Below are 18,808 nucleotides of genomic sequence, written 5' to 3' on the forward strand. Positions count from 1 at the left end.
GTTAAAACCCTTCCAGGCCGGCGTCGTCGAACACGCGCGCCGGCGCGGTATGGGCCGGCATGCCGGCGCTGCCCAGGGGGCTGGCCGGGGCGGGCGAGAGACCGAAAATCTTCGGCGCCTTCAGCCAGGCGCGCGCATCGTTACCACGATTCCTGACAACTTCCGGACATCCTGCGCCGTAGAGCCGCTCGCGGGCCAAGTCGGCTGCGTATCCCTTGAGCACTGCAGCAGCGCCGGCCGGTAGCGGATCGGGCAGCGGCAGCAGCCCGGCCGACGCCAGCGCCCCCATCACCAGGCCGTCGGCCATGGCGATAGCCTCGCCCACCGGGTCGACGTCCTGCTGGCCGTCCGCATTGCGGTCGGCCAGCTGTGCCATTTCGATCGGCCCGAACGTGGCAACTAGGAACGCTTGGTCGATGAGCGTGGCCATCAGCGCTTGGCCTTCGCTTTAGGCGCGGCATCGGCCGGCGCCGGGGTATCGGTTGCTTCCGTGCCGCCCTCCATGGCGCCATCTGCGCCGGCCGCGTCGTCGCCACCCTGGGCGTTAGCGCTCCCGCCGGCAGGCTCCTCTCGCTCCTCGGTTGTCTGGTCGATTACTTGCAGCAGCGGCTCCGCCGGGGTGCGCGCTGCGGCCAATTCCTCGGGCGTCGCCTCACGGATTACGCGCAAGCGCAGCAGCGACTCCGCCGCGGCGTCGCTCAGTTCCAGGGCGTCGCCGGGCAGGTGGCGGCCGTTGTTGAGGTTGTCCAGGGCGATGTAGGTACCCATGGTTACGCCACCGCGTTTTTGAACAGGCAGCCGGCGTCGGCGTAGGGCAGCAGCTCCTTGACGTGCTCACCCACGCGCACCCATACACCGCCCTCCAAACCAATGTTCGGGTCGTTGATCGTGCCGGAAATTTTCTGGCCCCACTGCGCGGTGAAGGCGAATGTCGGCAACGAGAAACCGCGTACGGAGCGCACGTTTTTGTCGATGCGGCAGAACCCAGCGTCCTTACCCCAGGCGCGGCTCATGGACGCGGTTTGGCCCGGCTTGGCGGTGTTGACCCAGGTTTCGCCGATCAGCAGATCGTCCAGCTCGAAATAGTCGGCCACTGCGCGGCGATCCAATTTGCCCGCCGCTTCCAGTACGGCCGTACTGCCGATTTTGCCCATCACGGCCGCCACCAGCTTGGGATGCTGGCGCAGCTTCGTCCAAACCTGCCGCCCCATCCAGCCGATGTTCGGGCGCACCAGCATGGATTCCAGCATGGTCAGAATCGCATCCCCTGGGTTGGAATTGGTCTTGTCGCTCCATTGGTCGTTGCCGGTCAGCGTGGTGCGATAGGCAGCGTTGTAGTTGGACAGGGCTGTGAACTGACTGGCCACGCGCGCCTCGCGGGCCAAGTCCACCAAGATGGACGTCCCCTCGGCCGCCGTGCCCAGCGGATCAAAATTGGTGTTCTTGGCGTTGTTGATGTCCTTATTCGGTATCGGCGCCTGCAGGCCGTAATCCTCGGTGCTGGCCGTGATATCCGTTCCGGAGAACTCCACGCTGTTGGGCGCGCCAGTACGGCCTACGCGCGTGTCGGGTACGGTGAAGAACTGGTCCACGCCCAACTGGCTGTAGATGAACTTTTCCCCGTCAACGGGAAGGCGCGGCGACACCAAGTCGGCAATCATGCCTTCCGGCCGGACCGCCATGGCGATCTGTGTCAGCCGCGGCTGGACGGTAAAGGGTGCGGTATTTCCTGACATAGCGGGTTCCTCTTAAATCGAGCCGGGTTCGATCATGGCCAAGCCGATGTCGCCGGCGACGGCGGACACTTCGGCGTAGCCGATGACGCGGGTGAGCGCCTTGCGGTAAGTCACCATCAAGCGGTCGCCGGTGGTATTGGTGCCGGCGGCATTGTTGATGGTGTTGGCGGCGGTGATGGTGAACTCGGCCGTCAGGTCCGCCGCCGCCTGTATCTTGTCGCCGCTGGCACTGGTGCCGGTGTCGGCCTCCACGTCCAGGCGGATGACCGCCACCAACGTGTCAGTGGTGGCGATGCCGGTAACGGTGACGTTGCCGGCAGCTGCGCCGTCCACCACGGTTTGCTTGATGGCGGCCGGTGTGGCGGCCACCGCCTTGCCGTTGGCGTCGCTGGTGAGGGCCTGGCCGCGGGTGACGGTGCCGCCGAATTCGACGGGAACCAGCCCCTCGCGGATGATGTCCACGCGGTCGCCGATCGCCGCCGCGCCCAGCGAGCCGCACACGCCGATCGAAAGATCGGCGCTTGCCGCGCTCTGTTGCACTTCGCCGTCATTGGCGCCGAATTTGACGATGCGGAAGGCGGCGATGACCGCCGCGGCGACGTAGTTTTTGGCGAAGCCGGGATTGCCTAGGATTGCCATGGTCGATTACCTCGCTTGATCCTGGCCGGCGCGGACCGCATCTACGGCCTCGGCGAAGGAGATATGGTTGCCGGCAGCATCCTGCTGCTGCTTGTAGACGCGGGCGCGGTTGGCGATTTGCTGATCCGAGGCGGATGCGTCGCCCTTGCCGTCGCCGCCCGCCAGCTCGCCGAACTCGATGGCCTTGGGCAGGTTGCTGAGGAAGCCGCGCAGCCAGGCATCGCCGCCGACTTTCGTCTTGGCCTCGCCCTCGCCGAATTCCAATACCTGCGCCATGTCGTCAGCGGACATGTACTCGACCAGGCCCGCCTTGTCGCGGGACAGCACTTTGCCGGCCTTGACCAGGCCTTCTACGAATTCGACGACGCCCTGGCGCTTGGCGGCTTTTTCCTGGGTCGCCAGCTTTGCCTCGCGTTCGGCGAACTGGGCGGATTGGGCTTCCAGCTCTTGCTGTCTGCGTTTCAGGTCCGCCTCCTGGGCGGCCAGTTCTTCGGGCGTGAGTGTCGCCATGGGTTGCTCCTGTGTGAGGGATTTCGTCGGGGGCGCATCGTCGCCACCCGCAGCCGGAGCACCGACTGCGGGGCCAACGTTGTCGCTGGGGGGGGTATTTGATTCAGAAAACGCCGGCAGCGGCTGGGTTTCGGCGGCGGACTCCTGGCGGGCGAATTCCTCCAGGGTGCCGACGTCATAGCCGGGGATGACCTTGTCGGCCGTATCCTGACCGAACTGGCCGATGAGCCACTCGCGCAGCCGACGCCACAGACCGGCATTGACCTGGTCGTCCCATTCGCCGAACTCGATCACACCGGCCTCGCCGTCGGCGAACGCCGGCGTGCGCAAGCCCTTCACGGCTGGCGGCTGTGCGCCGAGGAAACCGACGTGGCGCAGGTAGTACACGCCGGGCACCGGATTGGCCGGCGCATCGGGTGCGTAGAAACTGGCGGAAATCTTTTTGTAGCGGCCAGCGGCGACCAGCTCGGCAAAGGCGGGATCCACTTGGTCGGGCGTGGCGGACAACGCACCATCGGCATAGGCCACCGCCGACACCCAGCCATAGGCGGGCGCGTCCATGGCCGGGTGCCCGACGACGATGGGCGCCTCATGTGTCGCCGGATCGTAGGCGCGAGCGGTAGCCTCCAAGTCCGCCTCGCTGAAATTCAGCGCGACGCCGGAGACGGCCGTGTGACGGCCTGTTTTGAAAATTTCTAAGGGTTTCGCGTTTGCCATGGGGCCAGAATAGGCCCCAGGTTATGGGCGGGGAATCCGAAAGGTTTCGGAAGGGGTGCGTGCCCATTCGCAGTATAGGCTACCGCTTACAGCGTAAGCGGAGCAAAGGCTTGATAAGAATAGATGTAACAGTGCTGTTGATCGCCTGCGGCGCCATGTATGTCGGCAATACGGCGTTCAAGGCCTATCTCCGGCATCGCTATAGCCTTCGCGAGCGCCAACTGATGCTAGAGGCTCAACAAGCCCTATCCCAGCAAGAAACCGAGCGCGCTCGGATCATCGCCAATCTGCTGCATCGCACTTGAAACGAGGACACCGATGAAACTACGAATCAGCCAATGGCTCGATACCAGTGACGAAGATGCCGAAAACTTCCCCGTGGTGTACGGCATTCAGATCAATAACGGCGACGGCAAAGGATGGCTGCATTGCCACGAGAATGAAAAACCTCTCTGGTTCGACACCCCGGAAGCGGAAAGCGCAAAGATCGCCGAGATACGGGCGGCCCATAACGCCATTGGAATAATGGCAGCATGAACATCGAACAAGTCGCCGCAGAACACACCCAGGCCTTCACCGTAGCCAATATGATGGACGTGGATCGCCTGCTGGCCATCCGAACCGCCGTTAATGAGGCAATCCAGCAGGGGCTATCCCTGCGCGAATTTCGCAAGCAAGTATCCACCCTAATCAGAGCCACAGCATGACTACCCACGAACAGCCCGACGACGCCAACGGCTTTAACCTGCACGCACAGGAACTTCTCCAGCGCTTTCACGGCTGGCCGTTATGGAAAATCCGCATGGTACTCAAGGAAGCCGACATCTTGCTAGGGGAGACCCTTGTGCTTGATGTTCGGGCGGAAGCGTTCACCGCAAAAGCGAAAGAATTTGCCGACGCCGCCGCGCAAGGGTTTCCCACCGCACTCGGCACCAGGGGGTTGGGGTCTTAACGGCCTTTGACCAAACCGGCGATGTGTTCGGACAAGACATAAGGATCAGGCCCAGCGGCAAGGATCGTGCCGCAAGATCGGCAGGTATAAACCGCCGCCTTGAGGGTTTTCTGGGTGCCGTCTCTCGCCGTGATGGGGGCCACGTTGATTTCCGTTTGGTGATTTTCGCATTTCGGACATTTAGCGATATTGCTCATTGCGTCTTCTCCTCTCGTTGATATGCCGTAGCGCCGGAAGGTGGAAAAACCGCTAAGGCCACGCTCGCCTTAACGACATTTGCTATGCGAAACATAATGCGTTTCCCCGTTTGTTATGGTGTAACAACCACCGCGCGGGCCAAGATGGTATTGATTGGGATCGGAGCCGGGGGCCGTATTGGCGGTCGACGGTTTTCCACCGTGGCGATAATCCCAGGGCGGTACAGGGTCGGAATCGCCCCATAGCCCGCGGCGGGCGGATTTGGCTTCCGTTTCCATGGTCAAAAGGGATTGATCGGTGAGGTATTGGCGATAGGCCCATGCCATGCCTCGACGGATCTGCTCCGCATTGGCATCGACGCCGTCGCAACGCACCCGGCCAACGGTGCGGCCATAACGATCCATCGTCATCGTTTCCACCTGTGCTTGCTTGCCAAAGCACAGGCCCGACAAGGACATCTTCGACTGATTTCCGAATGACTGGGCCTTTTCCGGTGCATCGATGTCGGCCAGCCGGATGCGTTCGGCTACGCCGTCATGCATCACCGTAATCGTGTCGCCATCCGAAACGCCGACAACTTTACCGCTCCACTCGCCGGCCTGGGCCTGCAAAGCCAACAACAACAGTCCCAGGGTAAACCAGAAACGCATTATCCCTCCGACGACAGTTTATAAACGCCATTCCTGCGGCAAAACGGACTGGGAGCGCCCGATGGGAGCGCGTTTGACGGCTGCTAGGCGCTATGGCGTCCTCACGCGCCGACCGCCACATTCACCGCCGCCGTGCAGCGCGGACGTTTTTCCATATATTCACTACGCCGTTGTTCCGCATACCGTTCGTCAATGTTTCCATCATGACGCATCTCGCCCCACGCCTGAATCGCCAGCGCCGCTTCCGCGCAGACTTGATAGGGTTCGATAGCCGAGTTTTTCGGCTCATACCACGGAGTCGGCCATGTGTTCAACGCAGCCGCCAGAGGCCTATAAAATCGCTTCCAATAGAGGTCGTCATCCTGGATTGCCCGAGGCACCATCACTATTTGTTCCACATCGCCCATTGTCTTTTCCATGGCCAGTGCCAAAGCCTTAGCCTTGGCTGGCGACAACGTCTCGGCTTGAGGTTGAGCCGACTGAACGGACGCGCCCGATACCGCCGGAAGCGCCTTGACCTCTTGCGGGGCGCCACTGCCCGAAACAACCTGACGAATCTGGCCGACCATCACCGTATAAACCACAGCAACAAACAACGCACCGCCGTACTTATACAGCGCAGACCGTCCCTTCCTGTCGGCATATACCACCCATCCCACCGTAGCGGTCAGCAGCGCGGCGACATTGATATAAAAAACGCTCATGGTCCCCCCATCAGCGCTTTGAGTACCGCTTTTTACCACCAGCCGTTATGCAATACCGGCCCCCGCGCGGGCCAGTGCAAAGCGTCCCGCTGCTGCAAGCGCAGTCCTGCGCGGCGGCTGGCGCCGCGTTATCCCAACCGCCAGCCCCGCCGGCATACCCTCCCGAACCCCCGTGTCCACGATGCGAACCGCCCCGTCCACGAGCCCAACTCTCGTCCGGCCAACAGGCGGCAACGACGATAACCACAGCAACCAGTCCAGACAAAAATGCTTTCATGTTATTCAATTCCTTATGTTGTTTGGTTTCACCGCCCGTCGCACGCCGGGCACTGCTGCAGATAGACCAGCAGCGTCGGACGAAGATCAGGCGGAACGCGGGCCAGGGCTTCAGCGATACGGGCAATGCGGGCCGGCTCCTGCAGCGCCGCATCGAGGCGGCCGGAGAGGATCAAGACCTTATTAACGAGCACGGCGGTGACAATAGCTAAAATTGCTACCAAAACGGCGAGGATGCGGGCAGTCGTGAACATCATGTTTCCTACGTTAACTCTTGGTTTTGTCCGTAGGATAGCGCCGTCCCGCCGTTTCACAGCCGCCATGCCGGCCACAGTATTACGACCACCTAATGGATTGACCACCAAACCAGCAGCCACTGCATCAGCATAAAAACGGCCGCCCCCACCACCACGTGGCCCAGCCTGATCGTGCCCTCCCATACGGGCAGGCGCAGAAGTCCGCGAAAATCGCCCCCTTCACCCTCACTGCCATGGCGACATAGCACGCACTTAAACGGATTCATCGTCTCCTCCATGTAGTCCTGCCGCGTAGTTTATTAGGTCAGGCTCACGCGGATTGAACGCCACGGCGGAAAGTTGTGTACGCCTAGGATTACAAAAACTGATCTACCGCCGGCGCCGATAGCCCAGATCGCGCAGCGCATCCTCCAACTGCGCCAGCAGCGCATCGGAATACCTCTCGTCGCTTTGGCCATCCGCCGCAGCTACCTCCGCCATCGTCCACAGCAGTTCGCCCATGCCGAGCATTTGACGCGGCGCTGGCGTAGCGCCATAGCCGTGCAGCACGCCCAACGCGAGGTTTGACCCCATTCGATACAGCTGTAAACGCCGCTCTGCCAAATCGCGGCGCTGCACGGCGTAATCCGCCGGCGGATGAGCGATGGCGGGAATCGCCGGTGCGTCTTCGACACCAGCCGCCACCGGCACAGCGACGCGGCGACCGGTGAGGATGTACTGCACGTCAGCGCCGGCGGCGGCGATGGCGGCTAGATAGTCCGCATCTGGAGACCGCTTCCCGGCCTCATAGTTGATCTGCGCCTGCTTCTGCACTCCGGCGAGTGCGGCAAATTGCGTCTGGTTCATTTCCAGCCGCTGTCGCTCTTTTCGCAGCCGCTCGCCAAAGGTACTCAAATAAATTCCTCGCAATGCTTGACAGGTACTCAATCGAGTACCATAATTTTTTCCAACGTAACACAGCACAAACACAGACCAACAACGCCGGAGGAACCAGACGATGTTGACCGCCGATCAGTTCAAGGCGCGCTTAAAGGCGCGCGGCACCACCATTTCCCAATGGGCCAGGGACAACGGTTTTTCGCCCCGCGACGTGTCCCTGGTGCTCAATGGGCAGATCAAGGGCAACTACGGCAAGGGCCACACCATTGCGGTGCGCATCGGCCTAAAGCCGACCGATCAATCGCAAGCCGCTTAGGAGCCAGCCCCATGACCACGATCGCCGCACTCGTCCACGAAAGCCGCCGCGCTAATGGCAAATACACACTTACCGAGTCCTCTGCCGCGCGACTCGTTCAAGCGTTTGCCGAGCCGCCTCGCCCGCGTCAATGTTCGGCCACACCCCCAGTATCGCCAGCTGCCGGTTCAGCATCTTGCACGCCTCGTACATGCCCGGTTGCTCGCCTTCTTTGGCGCGTCGCGGATAGGCCAGCAGCTCTTCGAAGCGGTCGTCGTTTTCTTGCAGGGCTTTTTGAATCGTCTCCGCCTCGGGATGGTTACGCAGCAATGACGGAAGGATCTGATCCAACGCCAGATACACGCCATGGGCCCAGTCGTCCACTGCGTCAACCTGTTGCTCCAGTTCTTCGATTCGTTCGAGCAGCGGCCGCTGGGATTGCTCAATTTCGCGCCGAATGGTCTCGATGATGTGCTTTTCGCTTTCCATGGTTACCTCCGTTTGCCCCGCCCGTCTTGGCGGGTGGGGATATTTTTCGCGGGGCGCAACGGATTTGCATAGTAGCAAACAGGGATTTTGTTTGGAACGCGCCGTTTAGCGGGATTCCAAATGGCCAAGCGCAATTGGAAACACGTTCAACCCCGCAGCCTGCCGCACGCCATGGAGCTGTGCCTGGAGTATGCGCGGGACAAGCTGAACCGCTCGGTAGATACCGTGGCGGTGGAGATGGGGCTGACCAACAAGTGGAGCCTCTACAAGTGGGTGGAGAACGGCAACTTGCCGGCGCGGCTGATCCGGCCGTTCGAATCAGCCTGCGGGGCGAACTTCGTCACCCGCTGGAACGCGATTTCCGCCGGGCAGTTGCTGGTGGCCATTCCCGCCGGACGGGCCGTAAAAGCTCAGGACATTCAGGAGCTGCAAAGCGTGCTGAATGTGGCGGTGGGGCGATTGCTGGACCTGGCCGCCGGCAAGGCGGAACGACAGGAAGTCTTAGAGGGCCTGCAAGCGGGATTGGAGGGGTTGGCCTGGCATAAGGCCAACGTGGAGAAGCAGGAGCAACCGGAATTCGATTTTTGGGAGGGTGAATGAGCAAAACCATCATCAACGCGTCGGCCAAGACGTTGCAGGTGCTCGACGTGCTCGGGCGCAACTTCGCCGGAGGTTTTTCCAACGGCGAGCTGGCCAAGGCCACGGGACTGTCGGCGTCGCAGGTAACGCGGCACGTGGCCACGCTGGAGGCCAGGGGATTCGCGGAGCGGGTACCGGATACCGACCGCATACGGATGAGCCACCGCATGGCCCAGGTGGCAGTGCAGCTGTTGAATAGCCTGGACAACGCCGCGGCCCGCGCCGAGGAATCCAAACAACGCTTAACGAGGACGTGACATGGCTCGCACACCCAAAGACACCATGCCGGAACAGCACATCGTGACCGATGCGGATACGCCGGGCCTGCCGGCCGTTTCGGAAACCGCCAGCCAGGTGGCGACGGCGGACGCGGTGATCATGGATAGCTTCGATGCGATCAAGGCGATCGGACGGATCGAAACGGCTCAGTTTTACGCGACCGTCGCGGAAAAGGTTATCGCGGAAACCGCTATTTCACTCAAGGAAGGCAAGAAATACAAAGGGTTACCGTATCAGGACGAAAACGGAAATACGCGACACGTCGCGACTTTTGACGAATTTTGCGAGGCCTTCTTGGGCAAATCGGCGCGGCGCATCCAGGAGCTGATGCAGAACTACAACGTTTTAGGCCCGGCCCTCTACGAACAAGCCGAAAAGCTCGGCCTGCGCCAACGCGACTACAACGCCATCAAGGCCCTGCCGGCGGACGACCAAGCCATCGTCAAGCAGGCCATCGAGGCTGATGACAAAGACAAGGTGATCGACCTGCTGCAAGACATGGCCGTCCGGCACCGCACAGAAAAAGAAGCCCTGGCCAAGCAGACCCAGGAAGCCCAGGAAACCCTGGAATCCGCCCGCCGCCTGAGCGGCAAGCGCCAGGAGGAAATCAACAAACTGCAGGAAGAGCTGGAGCTGCTACGCACCAAGGAGGCGAAAGCGACGCCTGACGAAATGCGCGCCCAATGGCGCGACGTGTGCCAGCGCGCCGGCGGCAGAGTGAGCGTAGAAGCGCTATCTCTGGCGGCGACGGTGCGCAACATGCTGGCACACACTCCGGACCAGACGGAGTTTGTAGCCGGCGTGGTGGCCCAGGCCATCCGCGAGTTGCGCGCCATCCAGGATGAGCACCATCTGGCGGAACACCCGACGGGCGAAGACGAAATCGGCGCCATGATCCGCCAGGGCTTGGAAGAAACCGGGCTGGCCGCCCGCTCCACGAGCGAAGCCGAGGGCTAGGCCATGTCGGTGCACGCCACGGTTCAATTGGCCGATTACGCTGAGCGCGTAGCCCAAGCCCAGCACGGCGAAACCGGCGCTATCGTGCTGGAGGCCGCGGCGGCGCTGGGCGTTTCCGTGGCCACGGTGCAGCGGCAGATACAGCGCTTCCTGGGGCGGCGCCGGCAAAAGCGCGCGGATGCCGGCGACTACGCCCTGACGCTGACGGAAGCCAAGTTGATCTCCGCCTACTTGATGGAAGGCTACCGGCAGAACAACAAGAAAACCGTGCCCCTGGGCACGGCGGTGGAGTCGCTGCGCGCCAATGGACTGATCGCCGCCGGCCGGGTGGATACGTCTACGGGCGAATTTTTCCCCCTATCCGACAGCGCCATCGCCCGCGCCTTGCGTGCCTACCAACTACACCCGGAGCAACTGCGCCGACCCTCGCCCCATGTGCATTTGAAATCCAAGCACCCCAACCACGTGTGGCAGGTGGACGGCTCGGTATGCGTTTTGTACTACCTGCCCGACGGCGGCGCGGCCCTGGTGGAAACTGATCAGGCCGTGCACTACAAAAACAAGCCGCAGAACGTGCAGGCCATTGAGCTGTTCCGCGTCATCCGCTACGTGATCACCGACCATTGCACCAATCTCACCCGGTGGCGCTACTACCCGCACAGCGAGTCCGGCGAGCACACCGTGCGGTTCCTGGCCTGGGCCATGGCGCCCAAGGCGGACCCGCAAAAAGACCCGTTCGGCGGCGCGCCGATGCTATTGATGGTCGACAAAGGCGCCACATCGGCCGGATTGGTGCAGCGGTTTTGCCGGCGCCTGGACATCCGGCTGGAAGTGCATCGAGTGCTCCGCGCTCGCGTGAACGGCTCCGTGGAAAACGGCCAGAACCGCGTGGAAACCGTGTTCGAGCAAGGGCTGCGCTACCAGAAATCGCAAATCCGCAGCATCGACGACCTGAATACCCTGGCCGAGTGGTTCCAGCTCCACTACAACGCCACCCGTGTGCACGGCCGGCACGGCATGACGCGCATGGCCGCGTGGATGCATATCACCCCGGAGCAATACCGGGTGACGCCATCCGCCGAGGTGCTGCTGTCCCTGGCCACCCACGAACCCAAGCTATGCAAGGTGCAAGGCGATTTGACCGTGCAGTTCAAGGGCCGCATCTGGGATGTGGAACCGGTGCCCGGCGTGATGGTGGGCGAAAAGGTGGCGGTGCACTGGCACCCCTTCATCACCGACACAGCCATGGCCGTGCTGGAGGATGCCGACGGCAACGAAATCCACCTGGAGCTGGCGGAGAAAACCCGCACCGTGGACCCGGCCAACCAGCAATGGGGCTTCCTGGACGGTGCCCACCGCATCGGCGAGGAATACGGAAACCACAAAGACACGGTGGCCGACCAGCACCGCAAAGAGCTGGCCCTGCTGGCCACCGGCACCCGCGACCTGGCGGAGGCGGACAAGAAGCGTAAGCGCAAGAACTACGAGGCGTTCGACGGCGCCGTGGACCCGTTCAAGACGGCGCGGGACGCACAGCTACCGGACTACATCACCAAGCGCGGCACCGCCCTGGACGTGGGCGCCCTAAAGGTGGAACGGCGCCCGCTGCCCTTCCTGCAAGCGGCGGAGCGCATCAGGGCCGCGGTGGGCGAGGCCTGGAGCGGCGAAGTATATGCCTGGCTGGAAGGCCGCTACGGCGAAACCGGCATGCCGGAAGAAGCCATCGACGGGCACGTCGAGCAGATTTTGCAGAACGCCGGCGCTGCGGATGAAGCGGCGCGGGGCGGTGGGTTGAGGGTGGTGAAGTAAACGCAGGGTGCGCACCGCGCACCGTTTGAGGAGGGGAAATGGACGAAAACACATTGATGAAAGCGGCCCTGGAAGAAGCGGAGAGCGAACTGTGCTACGTGGGCCACAGCTTGGTGCACGAAGGCTATGACACGGCAACCATCGCGCTGGCGCTGGATTTGGTGCGCATTGCGTTATGGGGCGGTAATGGCGACGGAAAGGGGCCGGAACATTTCGAGGCGATTCAGGCCGCACTGAAGGCGAAACGCGAAGAGGAAGGCTACGGCGAAAAGCTGGAACGCACCTGCGTGGCCTGCGGTTGCACCGATAGCCGTGCGTGTCCCGAAGGCTGCCATTGGGTGTGGCTATCCACAGAGAAGCCGGTGGGCATTTGCTCCGTCTGTGCGCCGGCTTTTGGAGCCTGGGCGGTAGGAGCAAAAAGCCATGGCTGACATATACGTGCAATGCACCCGCTGCCGGAACAAGCACTGGGAGTCAGAACGAACGAAGGGCGAGCCCGATAAACACGGGGCGCGGACCTTGTTGTGCCCACGCTGCGGCGGACACAGCTTCTACAAGCTGGATCCGAAGGACGTGTCGGCATGCTGAAACTGAAAAAAATGCTCCAAGAGCACGAAATCATGCAGGCCGAAGTGGCGCGTGCGGCGGATGTGTCGCCGGCCACCATCGCGCAGCTGCTCAACCACGGGCAGTGGCCGAGGACGATAGATCGGGAGGAATTGATAGCCAGGATTCGCGCCCATTTGGAGGACAAGCGCCAAATGGTCTATAGCGAGGATTGGTTCAATGAGGTGGCTGACGAGGGCGGCAACCCTCATCAGCCGGGTGCTGATGTTCTTAAGGAGAACGACGACATGATACCAAAACCCTGTACCACGAAACGAGCGGCGCTACGCCACTTCAAGCTGGCGACGGACCCAACGGTGGATCCGGAATCCGACGACGGCGTATTCAAAAGCACGGATTACCAGGACGTGTATGAAGCCATGTACCAGTGTGCCCGGTTCGGCGGCTATATCGCCGTGATCGGCGAATCCGGCGCCGGAAAAACTACCATCCTGCAAGAGCTGGTGGAGGAATGCAGCGCCGAGGAATCGCGTATCACCCTTGTGCGCCCGTATGTGATGGGCATGGAGAAGGACGACAAAACGGGGAAGACCCTGAAGGCGACGCATTTGGTGGAGGCCATCATGGCTGCGATTGCGCCGGATGAAAAAAAGAAAAGCAGTCCGCAAGAGCGGTTCGAGCAGTGCCATCAAACGCTGATTGCCAGCGCCAATGCCGGCTATAGCGTCTGCATGGTCATCGACGAGGCGCATGCGGCGCCGGACATCCTGCTGAAGCACCTCAAGCGGTTCCGCGACGAAATGCGGCTCGGCCGGCGGCGGCTGATCTCGATCATTCTCATCGGCCAGCCGCCGCTACGCCGGAAAATCTCCCTGCGCAACTACAACATGATCGAAGCCGCGCAACGGATTCCCGAACATACGTTGCCGCCCCTGGGCGAGAACCTGGAGGGGTATCTGCGACACATCATCGCCCGCGCCGGCGGCAATGCCGACACCCTGTTCGCCCCCGGCGCCATCGAGGCCATCCGCAACCGACTGGAAAAAGTCGCCGTCGGCTCCAGCAAAGGGTCCAAGGGCCAAGTGGAGACGGTGACCACCTGTCTGCTGTACCCCTTGGCGGTCAACAACCTGGTGGCCGCCGCGTTGAACAAGGCGGCCGACATGCAAGCGCCGGCGGTATCGGCGGCCATCGTCACGGGGGTGTGAGATGGCACAGCTGACCGAAAGACCCGAAATGGGTACCCGTATCCGCGTGATCGCCGCCGGCAAATACCAAGGCTGGACTGGATATGTGGCGGGGCCGAGCTATATCCCTGGCGAGGAGGCGTACGTCAAGGTGCGCGTGTCGAAATCCGCCGCCAGCGGATTGCAGGAAATCAAAGTGGCCTGGGCCGCCGGGCTGGAAAAATTGGAGGAGGCGAGATGAGTATCACTGTTTATTACGAAGAATACATCAGCGAAAACGACCTACAGCTCTGCCTACAAACCGATGTGAATTGTGCATCGCTGTCGATCATTGCGAATCGAGGGGGGGATGAGTCGCCGGTATTTTTGATGCGCCCCCTCGATATGCGCCTGCTCGCCAACCAACTGCTCGAACTGGCCGATTACATCGATGAAGAGGGAGCCTAGCCATGCATGCATCGCAACTTTACCAAAACGGCACCGCCCGCTATCACGGCACCGTCAACCACACCGTGGCCAATGATCTGACCGCCCTGCAGGAGTGCCTGGATGAACTCACTCGGCTGGGCATCGCCATCATCTCCACCCACACCGGCGGCGCCAGGCCGTTGGTCCGCGTACCGAGCTGCATCCCTGCACGCCGGCATTTGCGCGGTGTGCTGCAGGCGCGCGGCACCGACACGTGCGGCGATTACCACCGCTTCGTGGCGCCGTGCTGCGGCTGCGACGTCGAATGGAGGGTGCCGGCATGAACCGGGAGGCCTCGCTATGGGTACTGGCGCTGGCAGTTGCCGCTCCCAACATGGCCTATGCCGGCCTGGCATGGCGGATGTGGCGCGACGGTCAGCGGCGCCGGATGCATCGACGAACGATTTCGGAGGATTGCCAATGAACAGCGTAACGACATTTCAAATGCCCAGTCTGGAGGATGTGGCGGCGATCCCTGACGACCAGCTGCGCAAGGCCCTCTACCAAGCCCTCGTCGACCTAGCCATGCGCTACGCCATGTACGACAGCCTGCACCAGCAATTTGTAGCCATGGAGCGCGATTCCAATGCTCTGCGGCAGTTGGTGACCTTATGGCAGGCCGGGCAGATTGGGTATGTGGGCCAAGTGCTTGGCCAGCTGGCAGGGATGGTGCCGCACACCCAGGACGGGCGGGCGCTAACGGAAACGGACCCGGCGAGGTTGCACTGATGGGCGGCCAACGCAAGGACGAACCGAATAAGCGCTGCACCATCCCGTGTCTGTGCTGCGGGTATAGGGCGCCGCTGGTATGACGCGCGAAGAACTCTACGAATTCGGCGCTCGCCATGGAAGATCCCGCGAGGAGGTCGACGCCATTCTCGATGATACCCGTGTGTATGGAGATGGGTGGAACCTCGGTGCCGAAATCGATGAACCGCATGAAAGTCGCCCGTGCCCATATTCAAATGTGCACGAACGCCAGCGCTGGATAGCGGCGTACTGGGAAGGCGCCGTTTGGCTCTATATGTGCGCGGAAATTAACCAACCTGGCAGGGAGCTGTATCACTGATGAAAACCCGCTGCCCCGCCTGTGGCGCCGCCACCAGCCTGGACGCCCTCATCAACCACGACGAGGCGCGCGCGGCGCTGATGACGGCGCTGCAACTCCCGGCGCCGCTGGGGAAACCGCTGATCCGCTACCTGGCGCTGTTCCGCCCGGCGACGCGGGATTTGTCCTGGGATCGGGTGGCCACCCTGCTGGGCGAGTTGCTGCCCATGATCCAGGCGGCGCAAATCCAGCGCGACGGCGTGGCCTGGTCGGCGCCGCTGGAGGTGTGGGCGGCGGCGCTGGAGGAAATGCAGCAGCGCCACGCCAAGAAGCCGTTTAACACGCCGCTGAAGAGCCACGGCTATTTGCTGGAGATCATCGCCGGCAAGGGCGAGAAGGCGGCGGCGAAGAAGGAAGCCCAGCGCGAGGAACGGCGGCGGGAGCGGCCGGAAGGGAAGCGGGCCAACCGTACCACCAGCGTGGCTGATGCCGTCAGCGGGCTGCGCGGGGCGTTGAAAGGAGAAAAGCCATGAATGATAGAGCCGAGGCCGTTTTTTGGATCGTGTGGAACCCGGAGGGCCGCAACCCGCGCTTTCGCCATACGACCGAACCGTCAGCGATCGGTGAAGCTGAACGGCTCGCCAGGGAACATCCCGGACAGATGTTCATCGTGCTGGAGGCGAAGGCCGCGCGGTTGGTAGACGACATGATCCGCACGACGTTCGACGATTTGAATATTCCGTTTTGATGACCCTAACCCAACAGGAGCACACCATGAGTTTTTTAGACAACATCGCCAGCGCGATCCGGCAGGCATTCCAAAAGCGAGAGGAGCAGAAAACCGCCCAGGCCGATGCCGAGGCGCCGGCCGATGTCGTGCGGCGCGAGGACGCCATGGGCCGGTTGGTACCGGAACATATGATTGATCCTATCGTCCTGGCCCGCACCGATATGGTCCTGGCGGTGCGCGACGAGTGGATGGACATGCAGGAGCGCATGCGGCAATTCAAAACGCGCCTGGCCGCGGCCATCGAGGAGTTCGTTGCCGTTTCGGCCGCCGAGTTCGAAGTGAAGATGGGCGGCGAGATCGGCAACGTTACCTTCACCACCTTCGACGGTAAGTACAAGCTGAAGCGCAAGTGCCACAAGCTGATGCAGTTCAACGAGCGGCTGCAGGTGGCCATGCAGTTGATCGAGGATTACCTGGAAAGCCTGGAAGGCCAGGAGGAGCTGAAGATCCTGGTGCGCGACAAGTTCATGCGCGACGAGGCCGGCAACGTGTCCGTCTCCGAGGTGATGAGCCTGCGGCGCTACCGGTTCGACGACGAGCGCTGGCGCAAGGCGATGGACTGCATCGCCACCAGCATCGTCACCAGCGGCACCATCGACTACCTGAACCTATACGAGCGCGGGGCGGATAAGGTGTATCGCAACATCCCGCTCGATTTTTCGGCGCTATAGCCATGGACAAAGACAAAGCCCTAGCCAAGATCAAGAAATGCCTACGTCTGGCCGCGTCCGCCAACGCCAACGAAGCCGCCACCGCCATGCGGCAGGCACAGGCGTTGATGGAGCAATACGGCATCGAGCACAGCGACGTGCTGGCGTCGGAAGCCGCCGAGGCCAAGGCAAAGGCCGGCGCGACCAAGACGCCTGCCATGTGGGAAAACCGTCTGGCCGACTTGGTGGCGCGCTCCTTCGGCTGCGACCTGATTTTTGATAGCGTGCCGGGGTGCTCCGGAGACTGGCTGTTTATCGGTATCGGGCCAAAAGCCGAAGTCGCTTCCTACGCCTTCGGCGTGTTGTTGCGCCAGTGCAAGGCGGAGCGAGCCAAGCATATCAAAACCAAACTCAAACGCTGCAAACCCGCTACAAAAACCCAGAGAGCGGACGAATTCTGTACGGGTTGGGTCTTTTCCGTAGCGTCCACCATCCGCACCTTCGCTCGTAGTGAAGAGGACACGGCCATCATAAATGCCTACACGGACAAGCGCTTTACCGGTCTGGGCACGCTGAAGGCTAGCGACCGCAGCGGCAGCAGGGACTACGGCGACGCCATGCACGGCCACCTCGCCGGTCGCAACGCCAGGCTGGACCACGGCGTCGGCGCAGTGGGCGGCGCCCAAGAGCGGATTGGTCATGGGTAATGCGGCCAAGGTCGACCCCAAGCAGCAGCTGATCAAGCGCATCCATGCCCAGGCGCGGGAAGTGCAGAATGCTAATCCGCGCTTCGACACGGAAACGCGACGGCTTGGCCAGTTGAATCTGGTAGGGGAGGCTTCCACCAGCGACATGGATATCGGCCAGCTCCATCAGGTTTCCGCCTGGCTGGCGAAGCTGGGGGGTAAGGTTCGCCAGCCGAAGGGCGGCGGCCGGGCGCTGTCGCTGGATGCCCAGGCGCAGAAGCTGCGGGCCATTTGGCTGGAGCTGCACGGCCTGGGCATCGTGCGCGATCCGTCCGAGGCGGCGCTGTGCTCCTGGGCCAGCAATTCCCGCTCGCCCAACGTGACCTCCATCCTGGAGATGTTGGCCGGTACCCGGGAAATGGATGCCGCCATCGAGCGGTTGAAGCAGTGGCGTTCCCGGGAGTTGTGCAAGGGGCAACTGTTTTGCCCGCAGTGCCGCGCAGCGTTCCGTCCCTCGCCCAGGCAGGCGCGGGCGTTTCCGCGGCTGGTGTGCGACCGGCATGAGCCGGCGGTGGCGTATCAATGGCGGAAATCGGAATCCCCTCACCCTAGCCCTCTCCCGCAGGGAGAGCGTAGCGAGGGTTTGGGGACCGGAAAGGTTAGCCATGAGCGCGCTGCCTGACGGCTTCAACGAATACCGGCTGCCGGAGTCGATCCGGCGCATTGCCGAGTATTGCGGCATGGATGTGGCCCTGAAAATCATGGCCGAGTACGGCGGTGTGCACCTATGCGTGCCCGTCAAAGCCAGGCCGGAACACCGGTTGGTGGAGCTGCTGGGGCCGGTGGACGCGGCGCGATTCTGCGAGGCGTTCGGCAATCAAACGCTGAATATCCCGAAGGGCCAAGCACTTCAGCACGCCTTGCGGCTAAACCGTATGATGGAGATGCGGGCAGCCAAGGCCACGATGGCGGATATCGCCCGGGCGGTGGGGTTGACGGAGCGACGCGTAACGGATTTGATGGGCGGTGCACCCTCCATTAACCGCCAACAAGACCGGTTGGAGGGATTTTAGTATGATCCAAGGGGGAACGATGCTACTGATTACAATGCGCGAGTGGCGGGGACCAGGTCAGAACATGTCGCCAGAACAATACGCCAGGACGGCCGTCCGGGAACGGCACCGCGGGTTCGTCACCAACCTACCGTTAGCGACGGCCATCGAACGGATACATGCCTATCAAGTGGCCTACAAAACTCGTTATTTGCTGGCGGTTGAGTTTTCGTTGATTGGCGTCGTTCCGATCGACGATTTGGACGCCGTACACATACACATGTGCGACGTGGAGCTGGTTGAGGCGTTGCCCCAACATACCGATGCATTCTAGCCTGTAGGGTGCGGTGAGTCGGCGAACCGCACCGTCCGCC

The 18,808-nt window shown here is 62.1% G+C and carries 34 protein-coding genes; 23 read left to right on the plus strand and 11 right to left on the minus strand.

Annotated elements, in window-relative coordinates; translation table 11 throughout:
* Nucleotide 1: 1 nt before the first annotated feature.
* The 5 genes from K5607_RS01570 to K5607_RS01590 are packed head-to-tail and all read right to left on the minus strand — an operon-like array spanning nucleotide 2 to nucleotide 3,602.
* The gene (locus K5607_RS01570; RefSeq protein ID WP_221048010.1) at nucleotides 2-430 is read right to left on the minus strand and encodes a phage protein Gp36 family protein; all 429 of its coding nucleotides are present in this window, start codon (nucleotides 428-430) and stop codon (nucleotides 2-4) included.
* Complete coding sequence (locus K5607_RS01575) at nucleotides 430-768, minus strand: hypothetical protein (protein WP_221048011.1); 339 nt, start codon at nucleotides 766-768, stop codon at nucleotides 430-432. The genes K5607_RS01570 and K5607_RS01575 overlap by 1 nt, the downstream gene beginning before the upstream one ends.
* 2 nt (nucleotides 769-770) lie before the next feature.
* On the minus strand, nucleotides 771-1,736 hold the full coding sequence (locus K5607_RS01580; protein WP_221048012.1) for a major capsid protein: 966 nt from the start codon (nucleotides 1,734-1,736) through the stop codon (nucleotides 771-773).
* A gap of 12 nt (nucleotides 1,737-1,748) precedes the next feature.
* Nucleotides 1,749-2,375 (minus strand): hypothetical protein, encoded by a 627-nt coding sequence (locus tag K5607_RS01585; protein WP_221048013.1) that lies wholly within the window; start codon nucleotides 2,373-2,375, stop codon nucleotides 1,749-1,751.
* Nucleotides 2,376-2,381: 6 nt separating this feature from the next.
* Nucleotides 2,382-3,602 (minus strand): hypothetical protein, encoded by a 1,221-nt coding sequence (locus K5607_RS01590; RefSeq protein WP_221048014.1) that lies wholly within the window; start codon nucleotides 3,600-3,602, stop codon nucleotides 2,382-2,384.
* 110 nt (nucleotides 3,603-3,712) lie between these two features.
* Between K5607_RS01590 and K5607_RS01595 the strand changes: the two genes are divergently transcribed.
* The 4 genes from K5607_RS01595 to K5607_RS01610 are packed head-to-tail and all read left to right on the plus strand — an operon-like array spanning nucleotide 3,713 to nucleotide 4,554.
* Complete coding sequence (locus K5607_RS01595; protein ID WP_217994840.1) at nucleotides 3,713-3,907, plus strand: hypothetical protein; 195 nt, start codon at nucleotides 3,713-3,715, stop codon at nucleotides 3,905-3,907.
* 13 nt (nucleotides 3,908-3,920) lie between these two features.
* Entirely contained in the window at nucleotides 3,921-4,139 is a 219-nt protein-coding gene (locus K5607_RS01600) for a hypothetical protein (protein WP_054772751.1), read from the plus strand.
* Complete coding sequence (locus K5607_RS01605; protein ID WP_221048015.1) at nucleotides 4,136-4,309, plus strand: hypothetical protein; 174 nt, start codon at nucleotides 4,136-4,138, stop codon at nucleotides 4,307-4,309. The genes K5607_RS01600 and K5607_RS01605 overlap by 4 nt, the downstream gene beginning before the upstream one ends.
* Nucleotides 4,306-4,554 (plus strand): hypothetical protein, encoded by a 249-nt coding sequence (locus K5607_RS01610; protein WP_054772752.1) that lies wholly within the window; start codon nucleotides 4,306-4,308, stop codon nucleotides 4,552-4,554. The genes K5607_RS01605 and K5607_RS01610 overlap by 4 nt, the downstream gene beginning before the upstream one ends.
* Here K5607_RS01610 and K5607_RS01615 read toward each other — a convergent pair.
* The 5 genes from K5607_RS01615 to K5607_RS01635 form a co-directional block, all read right to left on the minus strand.
* Nucleotides 4,551-4,751 (minus strand): hypothetical protein, encoded by a 201-nt coding sequence (locus K5607_RS01615; protein WP_054772753.1) that lies wholly within the window; start codon nucleotides 4,749-4,751, stop codon nucleotides 4,551-4,553. The genes K5607_RS01610 and K5607_RS01615 overlap by 4 nt on opposite strands.
* 69 nt (nucleotides 4,752-4,820) lie before the next feature.
* A complete protein-coding gene (locus tag K5607_RS01620) occupies nucleotides 4,821-5,402 on the minus strand; it encodes a thermonuclease family protein (protein ID WP_221048016.1) in 582 nt (193 codons plus the stop codon).
* A 101-nt stretch (nucleotides 5,403-5,503) separates the two neighbouring features.
* Entirely contained in the window at nucleotides 5,504-6,106 is a 603-nt protein-coding gene (locus K5607_RS01625; protein WP_054772754.1) for a hypothetical protein, read from the minus strand.
* A gap of 305 nt (nucleotides 6,107-6,411) precedes the next feature.
* Entirely contained in the window at nucleotides 6,412-6,639 is a 228-nt protein-coding gene (locus K5607_RS01630) for a hypothetical protein (protein WP_156302282.1), read from the minus strand.
* 369 nt (nucleotides 6,640-7,008) lie between these two features.
* Nucleotides 7,009-7,533, minus strand: a complete 525-nt coding sequence (locus K5607_RS01635; RefSeq protein ID WP_082411337.1) for a helix-turn-helix domain-containing protein — start codon at nucleotides 7,531-7,533, stop codon at nucleotides 7,009-7,011.
* Nucleotides 7,534-7,636: 103 nt separating this feature from the next.
* Between K5607_RS01635 and K5607_RS01640 the strand changes: the two genes are divergently transcribed.
* Nucleotides 7,637-7,834: a DNA-binding protein gene (locus tag K5607_RS01640; RefSeq protein ID WP_054772758.1), complete on the plus strand. Its 198-nt coding sequence runs from the start codon at nucleotides 7,637-7,639 to the stop codon at nucleotides 7,832-7,834.
* 69 nt (nucleotides 7,835-7,903) lie between these two features.
* On the opposite strand, the gene K5607_RS01645 is transcribed toward K5607_RS01640, so the two are convergent.
* A complete protein-coding gene (locus K5607_RS01645; protein ID WP_054772759.1) occupies nucleotides 7,904-8,302 on the minus strand; it encodes a hypothetical protein in 399 nt (132 codons plus the stop codon).
* 120 nt (nucleotides 8,303-8,422) lie between these two features.
* Between K5607_RS01645 and K5607_RS01650 the strand changes: the two genes are divergently transcribed.
* The 18 genes from K5607_RS01650 (at nucleotide 8,423) to K5607_RS01735 (ending at nucleotide 18,768) form a co-directional block, all read left to right on the plus strand.
* Nucleotides 8,423-8,902, plus strand: a complete 480-nt coding sequence (locus tag K5607_RS01650) for a hypothetical protein (protein WP_054772760.1) — start codon at nucleotides 8,423-8,425, stop codon at nucleotides 8,900-8,902.
* Nucleotides 8,899-9,198 carry a helix-turn-helix domain-containing protein gene (locus tag K5607_RS01655; RefSeq protein WP_054772761.1) on the plus strand — a complete coding sequence of 100 codons (300 nt, stop codon included), beginning with the start codon at nucleotides 8,899-8,901 and terminating at the stop codon, nucleotides 9,196-9,198. Before K5607_RS01650 ends, K5607_RS01655 begins: the two co-directional genes overlap by 4 nt.
* A gap of 1 nt (nucleotide 9,199) precedes the next feature.
* Nucleotides 9,200-10,177 carry an E3 UFM1-protein ligase 1 family protein gene (locus K5607_RS01660; RefSeq protein WP_054772762.1) on the plus strand — a complete coding sequence of 326 codons (978 nt, stop codon included), beginning with the start codon at nucleotides 9,200-9,202 and terminating at the stop codon, nucleotides 10,175-10,177.
* 3 nt (nucleotides 10,178-10,180) lie between these two features.
* Nucleotides 10,181-11,986, plus strand: a complete 1,806-nt coding sequence (locus tag K5607_RS01665; protein ID WP_221048017.1) for a hypothetical protein — start codon at nucleotides 10,181-10,183, stop codon at nucleotides 11,984-11,986.
* A 38-nt stretch (nucleotides 11,987-12,024) separates the two neighbouring features.
* Complete coding sequence (locus tag K5607_RS01670) at nucleotides 12,025-12,417, plus strand: hypothetical protein (RefSeq protein WP_221048018.1); 393 nt, start codon at nucleotides 12,025-12,027, stop codon at nucleotides 12,415-12,417.
* Between the two features lie 150 nt (nucleotides 12,418-12,567).
* Nucleotides 12,568-13,761, plus strand: a complete 1,194-nt coding sequence (locus tag K5607_RS01675; protein WP_221048019.1) for an AAA family ATPase — start codon at nucleotides 12,568-12,570, stop codon at nucleotides 13,759-13,761.
* A 1-nt stretch (nucleotide 13,762) separates the two neighbouring features.
* Complete coding sequence (locus K5607_RS01680; RefSeq protein WP_054772768.1) at nucleotides 13,763-13,981, plus strand: hypothetical protein; 219 nt, start codon at nucleotides 13,763-13,765, stop codon at nucleotides 13,979-13,981.
* Complete coding sequence (locus K5607_RS01685; protein ID WP_221048020.1) at nucleotides 13,978-14,187, plus strand: hypothetical protein; 210 nt, start codon at nucleotides 13,978-13,980, stop codon at nucleotides 14,185-14,187. The genes K5607_RS01680 and K5607_RS01685 overlap by 4 nt, the downstream gene beginning before the upstream one ends.
* 2 nt (nucleotides 14,188-14,189) lie before the next feature.
* Complete coding sequence (locus K5607_RS01690) at nucleotides 14,190-14,492, plus strand: hypothetical protein (RefSeq protein WP_221048021.1); 303 nt, start codon at nucleotides 14,190-14,192, stop codon at nucleotides 14,490-14,492.
* A gap of 136 nt (nucleotides 14,493-14,628) precedes the next feature.
* Complete coding sequence (locus K5607_RS01695; protein WP_054772770.1) at nucleotides 14,629-14,937, plus strand: hypothetical protein; 309 nt, start codon at nucleotides 14,629-14,631, stop codon at nucleotides 14,935-14,937.
* A 79-nt stretch (nucleotides 14,938-15,016) separates the two neighbouring features.
* Entirely contained in the window at nucleotides 15,017-15,277 is a 261-nt protein-coding gene (locus K5607_RS01700) for a hypothetical protein (RefSeq protein ID WP_054772771.1), read from the plus strand.
* Nucleotides 15,277-15,789, plus strand: coding sequence for a hypothetical protein (locus K5607_RS01705; RefSeq protein ID WP_221048022.1), 513 nt, complete (start codon nucleotides 15,277-15,279; stop codon nucleotides 15,787-15,789). Before K5607_RS01700 ends, K5607_RS01705 begins: the two co-directional genes overlap by 1 nt.
* Nucleotides 15,786-16,004, plus strand: coding sequence for a hypothetical protein (locus K5607_RS01710; protein ID WP_221048023.1), 219 nt, complete (start codon nucleotides 15,786-15,788; stop codon nucleotides 16,002-16,004). The genes K5607_RS01705 and K5607_RS01710 overlap by 4 nt, the downstream gene beginning before the upstream one ends.
* 26 nt (nucleotides 16,005-16,030) lie before the next feature.
* On the plus strand, nucleotides 16,031-16,717 hold the full coding sequence (locus K5607_RS01715) for a DUF3164 family protein (RefSeq protein ID WP_162232278.1): 687 nt from the start codon (nucleotides 16,031-16,033) through the stop codon (nucleotides 16,715-16,717).
* 2 nt (nucleotides 16,718-16,719) lie between these two features.
* Complete coding sequence (locus K5607_RS01720) at nucleotides 16,720-17,403, plus strand: DUF2786 domain-containing protein (protein ID WP_221048024.1); 684 nt, start codon at nucleotides 16,720-16,722, stop codon at nucleotides 17,401-17,403.
* The gene (locus tag K5607_RS01725) at nucleotides 17,396-18,064 is read left to right on the plus strand and encodes a phage protein GemA/Gp16 family protein (RefSeq protein WP_054772775.1); all 669 of its coding nucleotides are present in this window, start codon (nucleotides 17,396-17,398) and stop codon (nucleotides 18,062-18,064) included. The genes K5607_RS01720 and K5607_RS01725 overlap by 8 nt, the downstream gene beginning before the upstream one ends.
* A complete protein-coding gene (locus K5607_RS01730) occupies nucleotides 18,048-18,455 on the plus strand; it encodes a hypothetical protein (RefSeq protein WP_054772776.1) in 408 nt (135 codons plus the stop codon). The genes K5607_RS01725 and K5607_RS01730 overlap by 17 nt, the downstream gene beginning before the upstream one ends.
* A gap of 64 nt (nucleotides 18,456-18,519) precedes the next feature.
* Nucleotides 18,520-18,768 carry a hypothetical protein gene (locus K5607_RS01735; RefSeq protein ID WP_221048025.1) on the plus strand — a complete coding sequence of 83 codons (249 nt, stop codon included), beginning with the start codon at nucleotides 18,520-18,522 and terminating at the stop codon, nucleotides 18,766-18,768.
* Nucleotides 18,769-18,808 lie beyond the last annotated feature (40 nt).

It is taken from the genome of Methylogaea oryzae, assembly GCF_019669985.1.
Lineage (GTDB): Bacteria > Pseudomonadota > Gammaproteobacteria > Methylococcales > Methylococcaceae > Methylogaea > Methylogaea oryzae.